Source organism: Marinobacter sp. MIT930201, assembly GCF_047122665.1.
GTDB classification, from domain to species: domain Bacteria; phylum Pseudomonadota; class Gammaproteobacteria; order Pseudomonadales; family Oleiphilaceae; genus Marinobacter; species Marinobacter salarius.
The window spans coordinates 4,003,971-4,016,993 of sequence record NZ_CP138916.1 but is presented as its reverse complement, the minus strand read 5'-3'; the positions used below and the strand labels follow the sequence as shown (position 1 = coordinate 4,016,993).

Here is a 13,023-nt window from a genome sequence, read left to right as displayed (position 1 = left end):
ATTAACCTCCGTGGAACTGGTTCCGGCCACGGCCAATGGCGTAGTAGATCATACCGTGGCGCTCAAGCATTTCAGGTTCGTACAGGTTGCGCCCGTCAAACACGACAGGCTCCTTCAGGTTTGCGGCTATGGCTTCGAAATCCGGAGAGCGGAACTCCTTCCACTCGGTACAGATGGCCAGCACATCGGCCCCTTTCAGCGCCTGCTCCTTGGTGCCGCACAGGGTTAACCCTGGCTGATCGCCAAAGATACGCTGGGTCTCTTCCATGGCTTCCGGGTCAAAGGCCTGCACGCTCGCTCCGGCCTTCCAGAGGTCCTGCATCAGGGCTCGGGACGATGCTTCACGCATATCGTCGGTGTTGGGCTTGAATGCCAACCCCCAGATCGCGACGACCTTGCCCTTCAGGTTGCCACCGAAGTAATGACTGATCTTGTCGAACAACACGTGCTTCTGGGCATTGTTCACGGCTTCCACGGCGTTCAACAGGCGGGAGTCGTAGTCACAATCCCTGGCTGTGCGGGTCAATGCCTGGACATCTTTCGGGAAACAGGAGCCGCCGTAACCGCAACCGGGGTAAATAAAGTGGTAGCCGATGCGGGGGTCGGAACCAATGCCACGACGCACATTTTCTATATCGGCCCCCAAACGCTCCGCCAGGTTGGCTATTTCATTCATGAAACTGATCTTGGTGGCCAGCATGGAGTTGGCTGCGTACTTGGTCAGTTCCGCAGACCGGATGTCCATGAAAATCATGCGGTCGTGGCTACGATTGAACGGGTAGTAGACCTCATGCAGCAACTCTTTGGCCCGCTCACTGTCGGTGCCAACGATGATGCGGTCGGGCTTCATGAAATCGGTGATGGCCGCGCCTTCCTTAAGAAACTCAGGGTTGGACACGACATCGAAGTCCAGCTCCAGCCCGCGTTTGTCCAGCTCGGAGCGCACCGCAGCCTTAACCCTGTCGCCAGTACCAACCGGCACGGTGGACTTGTCCACCACCACCTTGTAGTCATCCATATACTGGCCAATGGAGCGCGCCACGGCGGTCACATACTGCAGATCGGCGGAACCGTCTTCATCAGGCGGTGTACCCACTGCGATGAACTGCAGAGAACCATGGGCCACGGCTTCTTGAGTATCGGTGGTGAACGCCAGGCGGCCTGCTTCAACCGTATGCTTTACGATGGACTCGAGGCCAGGCTCATAAATCGGTATATGGCCGTTCCTAAGCTTATCAATCTTGCCCTGATCCACATCCATACACAGAACGTGATGACCCACATCGGCCAGACAGGCACCCGTGACAAGACCAACGTAACCTGTGCCAAAAATAGTAATTTTCATCCTTTAAAACCCTGATGTCTGCAATTTATGGTTGGTATTCGATGTGCGGCCTCTCAGCCCTGCTTATCCTGCCAGATCCTCTCCCAGGCCAGGGCTGTGCCGACGATGGTATCCAGGTCGTCGTAATCCGGCTGCCAGCCCAGTACCTTTTTGATTCGCGAGTTGTCAGCCATCAGCGCGGCTGGGTCCCCTGCCCGACGGCCGGTTTCCTGCACCGGAAAGTCGTTGCCTGACTGGCGCTTGACCACATCAATAACTTCGCGGACGGTAAACCCACGCCCGTAGCCACAGTTCAGCACCCGTGACTCACCTCCACCGGCCATATACTCCAACGCCATCACATGAGCCTTGGCCAGGTCTTCCACGTGGATGTAGTCGCGGATGCAGGTACCGTCACGGGTGTCGTAGTCGGTGCCAAACACGCTCATGCCATCGCGCTTGCCCGTCACACACTCACACGCAACCTTGATCAGGTGCGTAGCTTCAGGCGTTGCCTGACCCAGCAAACCGTCCGGATTGGCCCCAGCTACGTTGAAGTAACGCAGGATCACGTAATTGAGGGATGACGCGGCAGCCAGATCCATGATCATCCGCTCGCTCATCATCTTTGAGGCGCCATAGGGATTGATCGGCGCCAGCGGAAGATCTTCCGTCAGTACGGTTTCCTCTGGCATGCCATAAACGGCAGCCGTCGACGAAAACACCATGTAAGGTACCTGGTGTTCTTCTACTGCCTTCAGCAAATTCAGCGTGTTACGGGTATTGTTGCTGTAGTACTTGAGGGGGTTCTCGACCGATTCCGGCACCACGATATTGGCGGCGAAATGCAGCACGGCTTCAAAGCGGTGCTGGCTGAAAAGGTCCGCAATGGCCTGTTCATCGGAGAGGTCTCCGATCACAAGCTCACCACAGGTGACCGCCCAACGGTATCCGGTGGACAGGTTATCGAAAACAACAATGTCGTGTCCGGCTTCGCCCAGTTGCCTTACGACATGACTACCTATATACCCGGCTCCGCCGGTTACCAGAAGTTTCATGATCGATCGTCACTCCTTCCCTGAAAACAGTTGCCTCCGGCGGCGGATGTCGGCCCGCCGACGCGTGAAGAATTCGCTGATAACATGGCTGCACTGATCCACCAGAACACCTCCGACAGACTCAACACGCCAGTTGAGATGTGGCTCGTTCAGTGTTTGCCGAGCCGACACCACGGCACCCGCCTTCGGTTCCGCCGCACCGTACACCAAACGACTGATGCGGCTGTGCACAATGGCGCCCACACACATAGTGCACGGCTCAAGGGTGACGTAAAGCGTGGCACCCGGCAACCGGTAATTGCCCGCACGTCTTGCCGCGTCCCGCAGGGCGCGTATTTCAGCATGAGCGGTGGGGTCGCATCCACTGATCGGTGCATTATAGCCAGCTCCGATTTCCCGTCCATCCAGCACGACCACTGCACCAACTGGCACCTCACCAGCGGCTCCGGCCTGACGGGCCAGCTGCAGCGCACGCTTCATCCAGGAATAATCATCATCAGTGCCAGCCATAATGCCTGCCCGGTCACACCCCTCTGTTCGTCACGTCAGCGCTCGACAAAACGGGGTATGCAACCTATTAAAACAAAAGATTTATTGAGGGATGATTAAAGGGTGCAGCAACAATATCTGAGGCGGCATAATTTGTACCATCATCAACCAGGCGACATATTACCAAAGTTGGAAACGAGTGCGCGAATACCTGAATTCGCGTCTATTCAGCAGATTTCATCATTGCCTGGCATTCAGTTTAGAGTAAAAGCACGCCAACCCGGAACTTTCATTACCTCACAATGTCCACAGCATCGTGACGTACGATTACAATAAAGGTCTTCCCGAATGACAGGAGTCGTTCTCATGAGCCTACCTGCATCCCTGACAGCTGCAGTCGTCGTTCTACTCGGCACCACGCAAGCCTCCCTTGCGCAAAACAATTCGCAATCTTCACTACCCGAAGGTGCCGGCAAAGCATTGGTCGAGAACGCCTGCACAGCCTGCCATGGCGTCTCCACCATCAAACGCTCAGCTGGTTACAGCTCACCTGAAGAGTGGCGACGGGTTTTCTCCACCATGATTGACCTGCAAGATGAGCAGGCCACCAGGGTCGCCAATTATCTGGCCCAACACTTTCCGGAAGACCCCGGCAGGCGACCAACTCTGGTTCCGGGAAATGTCGACATTGAGATTACTGAATGGACAACACCTACCCTTGGGCAACGCACTCGGGACCCGATTGAAGCACCAGACGGCTCTATCTGGTGGACAGGTATGTGGGCGAGCCTGGTTGGAAAACTGAACCCGAATACTGGCGAAATGAAAGAATACAATTTACCGCCATCAGCCCGGCCACACTCCATTGTCCCTGATGAGGATGGCAACATCTGGTACACCGGAAACAGCAACGCCACTATCGGGAAGCTGAATCCGGACACCGGCAATATCACTGAATATGAAACGCAGGCCAAAGACCCTCACTCTGCCGTGTTTCATCCCAACGGCAACCTGTATTTCACGGCTCAGCACGCGGCCATGCTGGGCCGACTGGATCCTGAAACCGGTGTATTGAAGGAAGTTAACACTGAAGCCAGGCCCTATGGAATCAAGGTAGATTCCAACGGCACCGTTTGGATTGCCTACAATGGCACGAACAAGATTGGCGCCATGAACCCGAACACTATGGAGGTTCGTTATTACAACCTGCCGGATAAACGAACCCGAGTACGTCGACTTGACCTGGATAGCCAAGGCAACGTTTGGTACGTCAATTCAACGAGGGGAAAAATCGGCCGACTGAACCCGGATACCGGCGCAATCACCGAATGGGATTCCCCCAGCGGCACGGACTCTCATCCTTACGCATTGGCCGTCATCGACGACATTATCTGGTACAACGAATCGGGCATGCGACCTGATGCAATCGTCAGATTCGACCCGAAAGCCGAGACCTTTCAAAGCTGGGCCATTCCCTCGGGAGTTGGGATCATTCGCAATGTTTGGGTGACTGAAGAAGAAAACCTGCTAATCCATCAAAGCAGCACCAATCAGGTCGGGTTGGTCAGAATTAACTGACCAACCCGACCAGCATACCGGTCACTCCCACTCGATGGTTGCCGGCGGCTTGGAGGAAACGTCGTAGGTTACCCGGGAGACACCTTCAATTTCATTGATGATGCGATTGGATACCGTTTCCAGCAGATCGTACGGCAGGTGTGCCCAACGGGCGGTCATGAAATCGATGGTTTCCACTGCGCGCAATGCCACCACGTATTCATAGCGTCGGGCATCACCTACCACTCCAACCGATTTGACGGGCAGGAAGACCGCAAATGCCTGGCTGGTTTTGTGGTAAAAGTCAGCACGGTGCAACTCTTCCAGGAAAATAGCATCAGCCCGACGGAGGATTTCGGCGTATTCCTTCTTCACTTCACCCAGAATCCGCACGCCCAGGCCGGGCCCGGGGAATGGGTGGCGATACACCATGTCGTAAGGCAGTCCAAGCTCCAGGCCAATACGGCGAACCTCGTCCTTGAACAGTTCCCGCAGCGGCTCCACCAGCTTCATTTTCATGGTTTCCGGCAGACCACCCACATTATGGTGGGATTTAATAACATGGGCTTTACCGGTCTTGGAGGCTGCGGATTCAATGACATCCGGGTAGATGGTGCCTTGGGCCAGCCAGTTCACATCGCGGATGTTGGCGGCTTCTTCGTCGAACACATCAATGAAGGTGTTGCCAATAATCTTGCGCTTCTGCTCAGGATCATCAACACCCTTGAGCTTGGACAGGAACAGGTCTTCGGCATCAACGCGAATAACCTTCACACCCATGTTGCTGGCGAACATATCCATCACCTGATCGCCTTCGTTCAGGCGTAACAGGCCGTTGTCCACGAACACACAGGTCAACTGGTCGCCGATGGCTTTGTGAAGCAGTGCAGCGGTAACGGAAGAATCCACACCACCAGACAGACCCAGAAGCACCTTGCCACTGCCCACCTGGTTACGGATCTGTTCCACCGCATCGTCAACAATCTTGGCTGGCGTCCACAGAGCCTCGCACTGGCAGATGTTGAGAATGAAGTGCTCCAGGATGCGCTTGCCCTGCAGGGTATGGGTCACTTCCGGGTGGAACTGGACGCCGTAGAGGTTACGCGACGTATCCTGCATGGCCGAAATCGGCGCACTCTCCGTTGATGCCAGCAGTTCGAAGCCCTCCGGCATCACCACAACCTTGTCGCCATGGCTCATCCACACATCCAGCAAAGATTCGCCGGTTGCCGTGAGATGGTCTGTAATATCTTTCAGCAAAGGCCCCTTGGCCCGCACTTTGACCTGGGCATAGCCAAATTCCCGCTTCTCGGAACTGGCAACACGACCGCCCAGCTGCTCGGCCATGGTCTGCATGCCATAACAAATGCCCAGAACCGGAATCCCTTTTTCGAACAGGCCTTCCGGCGCACGAGGGCCACCCAGTTGAGTCACGGACTCGGGGCCGCCCGCGAGAATGATACCTTTGGGATTGAACTCTTTCAGTTCCTCATCGGTAATATCAAAGGCCTTGATCTCACAATAGACCCCAATTTCCCGAACGCGGCGCGCGATGAGCTGGGTGTACTGGGAACCGAAATCGAGAATCAGAATACGGTGGTCGTGGATGTTATGGGCCATGAAATCCTCGGAGCAGAAAGAAAAAACGCGGCTCACTGGGTGAGCCGCGCCCGAATCGACAGTGGTCAGCCGATACGGTAGTTAGGGGCTTCTTTGGTGATGGTCACGTCGTGGACGTGACTCTCACGCATGCCCGCATTGGTGATGCGGACGAACTCAGGCTTGGTGCGCATTTCTTCCATGGTGGCACTGCCGGTATAACCCATGGAAGCCCGCAGGCCGCCCATCAACTGGTGCACAATGTTCCGCATCGGGCCCTTGCAGGCAACGCGGCCTTCAATGCCTTCCGGCACCAGCTTCTCAATGCCTTTACTGGCGTCCTGGAAGTAACGGTCACTGGACCCCTGCCCCATGGCTCCAATGGAACCCATGCCGCGGTAGGCTTTATAGCTACGGCCCTGATACAGCTCAACCTCGCCCGGGGCTTCGTCAGTACCGGCCAGCAGGCTGCCGATCATGACACTGTAGGCTCCGGCTGCAATGGCCTTGGAAATATCGCCAGAGAAGCGAACGCCACCATCCGCGATCACGGGCACGCCACGGTCTTTCAAGGCGGCGGCCACATTGGACACTGCTGTGATCTGTGGCACGCCAATGCCGGCCACAATACGGGTCGTGCAGATGGAACCGGGACCGATACCTACCTTGACCGCGTCTGCACCAGCGTCGGCCAGATCGATTGCGGCATCAGACGTAGCAATGTTGCCGCCGATCACCTGAACTTCCGGGAAATGTTCTTTAATCCAGCGAACCCGGTCGAGCACGCCCTTGGAATGGCCATGGGCCGTATCCACTACGATCACGTCAACTCCGGCCTCAACCAGCGCGGCTACACGTGCATCTGTATCTGCACCGGTGCCAACGGCAGCGCCAGCTCGAAGACGGCCCTGCTCGTCCTTGCAAGCGAGCGGATAGTCCTTCGCCTTCTGGATATCCTTGACGGTAATCAGCCCGCGCAATTCAAAGTCGTCATTCACGACCAGGACTTTTTCAATGCGGTGACGATGCAACAGCTCTTTCACGTCGTCCAGGTTGGCACCCTCTTTCACCGTCACCAACTTGTCCTTGGCGGTCATGATTTCCGAGACAGGCGTGTCCAGGCGGCTTTCAAAGCGAATATCACGACCGGTGACGATACCAACGAGATCGACACCGTCCACCACCGGCAGCCCCGAAATGTTGTTGGCCATGGTAATGTCCACGAGTTCGCGAACCGTAGTGTCCGGCGTCACCGTGATAGGATCCTTCACGACGCCGCTTTCGAACTTCTTGACCTTGCGGACGGCCGCGGCCTGCTGCTCAACAGACATGCTCTTGTGCATGATGCCGATGCCACCTTCCTGAGCCATGGAAATGGCCAGATCAGCTTCGGTCACGGTATCCATAGCCGCTGATACCAGCGGAATATTCAGGGTGATACCTTTGGTCAGCTGGGTTTGCAGGCTGACCTGGTGAGGAAGAACCTCTGAGCGTCCTGGAACGAGCAGTACATCGTCAAAGGTGAGGGCTTCTTCGGCAATTCGCAGCATTGGGATCCGCCTTTTGAACATGCTAGATTGGAGAATTCTGACACCACACCCCGCAGGCTGTGGCAGTACAAAATTCTTAATCGACCTATTATAAATGGGCCTTGGTTGACAGTAAACCGGGGCTGACTACCTATTGGGTTGCATCTTTTTGAATTTTCGCTATTTTTACTCTCCAATTTTCGGCTTTTGCGTATACAGCAACCCCACAGAAACGAAGGAGCACCCCCTTTGGACAGCGGTTTCCAGGATTCCCGGCCCCGAGCACTGAGTGTCAGCGAGCTCAATCACCAGGCCCGCCACCTGCTGGAAGCCAGCTTCATGCAGGTTTGGGTTGAGGGTGAATTGTCCGGATTCTCCCGCCCCTCTTCTGGCCATTGGTATTTTTCCCTGAAAGATCGCAAATGCCAGATCCGCTGCGCCATGTTCCGGGGCTTCAACCAGCGGGTGAAAGAAATTCCGAAGGAAGGCGAGCAGGTTCGCATCCGCGGCAAGGTAACGCTTTACGAAAACCGGGGTGATTTCCAGATCATTGTCGAGCATGTCGAGCCAGCGGGACTCGGCGCGTTGCAGCAGGCCTATGAGGAGCTCAAACGCAAGCTGCAGATGGAGGGTCTGTTCGATGCAGCCCGCAAAAAACCGCTGCCATCAACCCCTCGCCACATTGGGGTTGTGACATCGCCCACCGGCGCCGCCATTCACGATATCCTGACCGTACTTGCCAGACGATGCCCGGCCATTCCCGTCACCCTTTACCCCACCGCTGTCCAGGGGCAGGCAGCAACAGCTGACATTGTCCGCGCCATTGACCGGGCAGCCCGACACGGACTCGCCGATGTGCTGATTATTGGTCGCGGTGGTGGCTCACTGGAAGATCTTTGGTGTTTCAACGAGGAAGCCGTCGCCCGCGCCATAGCAGCATGCCCCCTGCCAACGGTCAGTGCGGTTGGCCACGAAGTGGACGTAACCATTGCCGACTTTGTCGCCGACCTGCGGGCACCCACACCGTCCGCCGCTGCGGAAAAGATATCACCCGATCAGCAGGACTGGCTGCGACAGCTCAAGGAACGGGAACATCGACTCGCCGGCGCCGCCAGCCGAGCCCTCAAACGCATGGGGACTCAGCTGGCGCATCTTTCCGCCAGGCTCAGGGATCCCCGGCGTGAACTGATGGAAAAAGCCCAGCGCATGGACGACCTCGACCTCCGGCTGGGCAAAGCCATGCGTCAACGCATGGAGCGGGAAAAGGTGCGCGCTGAACACCTTGGCCAGCGCCTGAGGATGCAATCTCCCGCAAAACGGCTCGACGACAACCGCAGGAGCGTCAGCCAGCTGTCCGAACGACTGACCCGCTTGGCTCGCCAGTCCGTCGTCCAACGCCAGGAGCGCCTTGAGCATCTGGCTCAAACACTGAATGTGGTCAGCCCGCTGGCGACGCTGGGGCGGGGGTACGCCATCGTCCAGCAGGAAAACGGGGATATAGTTCGCCAGGCCAGTGAACTCGCGCCCGGCGACAGGATCACCGCCCGTGTTGCCAGCGGCCACGTTGAAGCGAACGTGACCGCGGTCAATTCAGGAAACCAATAACTTTCAAAAAGACAGAAACTTAGCCTATGGTCTAGTAGTCCTATACCTCAAAGCGCCTAAAGTTGTGGGTATTACAAAACACAACAACAACAGTGATGCGAGGTGGATGTTATGGACTACCACTCCGAGTTCAGGCAATCAATCGACCAGCCTGACGCCTTCTGGCGCGAGAAAGCGTCTGCCATTGACTGGATGGAGCCCCCGAAAACCATCTGGCAGCCCACCGATAACGGACATGGGGAGTGGTTTCCCGATGGCGTCCTTAACACCTCCGACATAGCACTGGATGCCAACATCCGGGCCGGGCGCGGCGAACAGAAAGCCCTGATTTACGATTCTCCGGTCACCGGCACCACCCGCTCATACACCTACAATGAGCTCACCCGTGAGGTGGCAACCTTCGCCGGTGCCCTCCAGGACAGAGGCATCACCAAGGGTGACCGGGTGATTCTCTACATGCCCATGATTCCGGAAGCCGTCATTGCCATGCTGGGATGCGCCCGGATTGGCGCCATTCATTCCGTGGTCTTTGGCGGTTTCGCATCCAATGAACTGGCGGTGCGCATCGATGATGCCAAGCCCAAGGCCGTCATCACAGCCTCCTGCGGCATCGAAGTCAGCAAGGTCATCGAATACAAGCCCTTGGTGGACAAAGCCATCGATCAGGCGGACCACAAGCCCGAGTGTTGCATTGTGTTTCAGCGCCCGCAGGCTCAGGCCACGCTTCAGGAAGGTCGCGATTTCGACTGGGGTGAAATGGTTAGCCGGGCCCGGGCGGTAGACCCGGTGCCGGTCAGGGCCACCGACCCGCTTTATATCCTCTACACGTCCGGAACCACCGGTAAACCCAAGGGCGTTGTGCGCGACAACGGCGGCCATGCCGTCGCTCTTCGCTACAGCATGCACCTGGTTTACGACGCCAGCCCGGGAGATGTCTACTGGGCCGCATCGGACGTTGGCTGGGTGGTCGGGCACAGCTATATCGTCTATGCCCCCTTGTTTGCAGGCTGCACCACCATCCTTTACGAGGGCAAGCCGGTCAAAACTCCGGATGCCGGCGCCTTCTGGCGCGTGGTCCAGGACCACGGCGTGAATCTGTTGTTCACGGCACCGACCGCCTTCCGGGCGGTCCGCAAGGAAGACCCTGAGGCTGATCAGCTGTCCCGCTACGACATCAGTTCCCTGAAGCGCCTCTTCCTGGCCGGCGAACGACTGGACCCACCCACCTACGAATGGCTGAAGGAACATACCCGCCTGCCAATACTGGACCATTGGTGGCAAACCGAAACCGGCTGGGCAATCTGCTGCAACCCGGTGGGCATCGAAATGATGACGACGAAACCCGGCTCCGCCACGCTTCCGTCCCCCGGATTCAACGTTCAGGTGGTGGACATGGAGGGCCATCAGGTGCCCGCCGGCGAACAGGGCCAGATTGCCGTTAAGCTGCCATTGCCTCCGGGCTGCATGTCCACGGTCTGGGGTGACGACGCCCGATTCCGTAACACTTATCTTGCCCCCATCGAAGGTTTCTACAGTTCCGGTGATGGAGGATTTGTTGATGAAGACGGCTATGTGTTCGTGATGGGAAGAACGGACGACGTTATCAACGTCGCGGGCCACCGGTTGTCCACCGGAGAGATGGAGGAAGTGGTGGCGGCCCACCCGGCCATCGCGGAATGCTGCGTGGTCGGTGCTCACGACGACATGAGAGGCCAGGTGCCCGTGGGGCTCGTACTGATCAAGGACGGCGCAACCATCGACCACGACGAACTTGAAGAAGAGCTGGTTGAGATGGTGCGCGAAAAAATCGGCGCTATTGCCTGCTTCCGCAAGGCGTTGGTCGTGGAACGACTCCCCAAAACCCGGTCCGGCAAGATCCTGCGCCGGGTAATCCGACAAATCGCCGATGGTGAGGACTACGCAGTGCCAAGCACGATTGACGACCCCGCCATACTGGAAGAAATCAGCGAGCAGTTCAAAAGCTGACCACGAGACGCCGTCACCAATCGGAACCTGCGCCACAACGGTGCATCCGTTTGGTGACGATTTTATGACAACTTGTTGTTTTTGCGGATTAAAAAACTTAAATAAAGTGCTAAAAAAAGGTTCATCGCGGGTTAGCGTGAAAAAGTAGGAGACGGCGGTAAAACCGGTTAGTTTTGAGTTCGCCAAAACAACAAAATTAGCCAATCCACCGCCGCCTCTATGAATGCTAATCTTCTTGATCTGTTCTGGGAAGGATTCACGATGGAATCCTACGTCCAGATTGACGCCCACTCCGTGCTCATCCGACTGCAACCTGCCGCTGATCATCTACCCTGCTGCAGTGGTTGTAACCAGCACACGCTTGCCATCCACGACACTAGTACCCGACGAGTTCGAGAGCGCGACCTGTTTCATTATCGAGTTTGGCTGGATGTGCCTGTCCGTCGAGTTCGCTGTGTATCCTGTGGTCCCAGACTTGAACAGATTCGCTGGTTACCAGGGCGACAGCGCCTGACAGCGGGCATGATCAATTGGATTGAGTCCTTGGTGCGCCTGATGCCAGTTCAGCATGTAGCAACCCTGTTGGGGTTGCACTGGCATACGGTCAAAGCCGTCGACCATCAACGTCTCAAGCGGGAAGTGACTGAGCCTGACAGGCATCGAATTCGCCGATTGATCATGGATGAGTTCGCCTTGTTCAAGGGGCACCGGTACGCCACCGTGGCGATTGATGCAGACACGCAGCAAGTGCTCTGGGTTGGAGAGGGGCGTAGCCGAGCCGCTGTGCGTCCCTTCTTTGAATGGTTAGGAGCTGAGGCGTGCACGCGGATCGAAGCTGTGGCGATGGACATGAATACCGCCATGGATCTGGAAGTTCAGCATCATTGCCCTAACGCTCGCGTGGTTTACGACCTGTTCCATGTTGTCGCCAAGTTCGGACGGGAAGTGATTGATCGGGTTCGGGTCGACCAGGCCAATCAGCTTCGACACGACAAGCCCGCTCGAAAGGTAGTGAAGCGAAGTCGCTGGCTATTGCTCAGAAATCGGACCAACCTCAAAGATGATCAAGCTCTGAAGCTCGAAGAGTTGCTGCAGGCTAACCAGCCTCTGATGACAGTGTATGTGCTGAAAGACCAGCTCAAAGAGCTCTGGTACGCCCCTTCAGAGGACGAAGCCAAGCAACGCTGGCAGGACTGGTTGAATCTGGCAATGAGCAGTGGGCTGGCACCAGTTCAGCAATTTGCCAGACGCCTCAAAGGCTATGTCGAAGGTATTATCGCCAGTGCTGTCTACCGGATGAATACCAGCGTCCTGGAAGGGATGAACAACAAGATTAAGGTCATCAAACGGATGGCCTATGGCTACCGGGACAACGACTACTTCTTCCTTAAGATAAAAGCAGCGTTTCCCGGTAAAGTGCGATGAACCTAAAAAAAGCGTTGACGCCCTCCCAACTCGGTCTATACTGAAATTGCTGTGAAAATACAGCGGTATTTGGTGAATGCGTTTCAACGTCCTGCCGCAGTGCTCTTCGTTGCCCCTTTCCTCAGTACTTTCTGAATTTTTACAGCGCCGGTATTCCGACTGGATACCGATGGTCCCGTGAGGGCAAAATTTCAGAAATACAGGAAAGATCAATGTCAGATACAAAAACAGGCCACGTAAAGTGGTTTAACGAGTCCAAGGGCTTCGGCTTTATCGCCCAGGACGGTGGCAGTGACGTTTTCGTTCACTATAGTGCAATCAACGCGAGCGGTTTCCGCACCCTGACCGAAGGTCAACAGGTGCAGTTTACCGTGACTCAGGGTCCGAAAGGTCCCCAGGCGGAAAACGTAACCCCAGTCTGAGGTTACGCGACCCCGCCCTATGCCCCTCA

General features: G+C 56.3%; 10 protein-coding genes. 5 read left to right on the top strand and 5 right to left on the bottom strand.

The genetic code is table 11. The annotated features are described in order from the left end of the window. Window position 1: 1 nt before the first annotated feature. From SIC19_RS18290 to tadA, 3 genes are read right to left on the bottom strand one after another with little or no spacing between them, the layout of a single operon-like run. On the bottom strand, window positions 2–1,345 hold the full coding sequence (locus tag SIC19_RS18290) for a UDP-glucose dehydrogenase family protein (protein WP_036205341.1): 1,344 nt from the start codon (window positions 1,343–1,345) through the stop codon (window positions 2–4). 53 nt (window positions 1,346–1,398) lie between these two features. Then, window positions 1,399–2,382 carry a UDP-glucose 4-epimerase GalE gene (galE, locus tag SIC19_RS18285; RefSeq protein ID WP_127401494.1) on the bottom strand — a complete coding sequence of 328 codons (984 nt, stop codon included), beginning with the start codon at window positions 2,380–2,382 and terminating at the stop codon, window positions 1,399–1,401. Between the two features lie 9 nt (window positions 2,383–2,391). Continuing rightward, on the bottom strand, window positions 2,392–2,892 hold the full coding sequence (gene tadA / locus SIC19_RS18280) for a tRNA adenosine(34) deaminase TadA (protein WP_075196209.1): 501 nt from the start codon (window positions 2,890–2,892) through the stop codon (window positions 2,392–2,394). A 345-nt stretch (window positions 2,893–3,237) separates the two neighbouring features. On the opposite strand from tadA, the gene SIC19_RS18275 reads away from it, so the two are divergent. Then, window positions 3,238–4,449, top strand: coding sequence for a cytochrome C (locus SIC19_RS18275; RefSeq protein ID WP_201296226.1), 1,212 nt, complete (start codon window positions 3,238–3,240; stop codon window positions 4,447–4,449). 21 nt (window positions 4,450–4,470) lie between these two features. Here SIC19_RS18275 and guaA read toward each other — a convergent pair whose 3' ends face one another. Together guaA and guaB are read right to left on the bottom strand one after the other, a co-directional pair. Continuing rightward, window positions 4,471–6,048 carry a glutamine-hydrolyzing GMP synthase gene (guaA, locus tag SIC19_RS18270; RefSeq protein WP_036205338.1) on the bottom strand — a complete coding sequence of 526 codons (1,578 nt, stop codon included), beginning with the start codon at window positions 6,046–6,048 and terminating at the stop codon, window positions 4,471–4,473. Window positions 6,049–6,113: 65 nt separating this feature from the next. Next, on the bottom strand, window positions 6,114–7,577 hold the full coding sequence (gene guaB, locus SIC19_RS18265) for an IMP dehydrogenase (RefSeq protein WP_007152454.1): 1,464 nt from the start codon (window positions 7,575–7,577) through the stop codon (window positions 6,114–6,116). Between the two features lie 228 nt (window positions 7,578–7,805). On the opposite strand from guaB, the gene xseA reads away from it, so the two are divergent. From xseA to SIC19_RS18245, 4 genes are all read left to right on the top strand, one after another. Further along, a complete protein-coding gene (xseA, locus tag SIC19_RS18260; protein WP_091641318.1) occupies window positions 7,806–9,161 on the top strand; it encodes an exodeoxyribonuclease VII large subunit in 1,356 nt (451 codons plus the stop codon). A gap of 111 nt (window positions 9,162–9,272) precedes the next feature. Further along, window positions 9,273–11,147 (top strand): propionyl-CoA synthetase, encoded by a 1,875-nt coding sequence (locus tag SIC19_RS18255; protein ID WP_041334286.1) that lies wholly within the window; start codon window positions 9,273–9,275, stop codon window positions 11,145–11,147. Between the two features lie 219 nt (window positions 11,148–11,366). Continuing rightward, window positions 11,367–12,572 (top strand): ISL3 family transposase, encoded by a 1,206-nt coding sequence (locus SIC19_RS18250; protein WP_213480225.1) that lies wholly within the window; start codon window positions 11,367–11,369, stop codon window positions 12,570–12,572. Window positions 12,573–12,784: 212 nt separating this feature from the next. Beyond that, the gene (locus tag SIC19_RS18245) at window positions 12,785–12,994 is read left to right on the top strand and encodes a cold-shock protein (RefSeq protein WP_008169155.1); all 210 of its coding nucleotides are present in this window, start codon (window positions 12,785–12,787) and stop codon (window positions 12,992–12,994) included. Window positions 12,995–13,023: the final 29 nt, after the last annotated feature.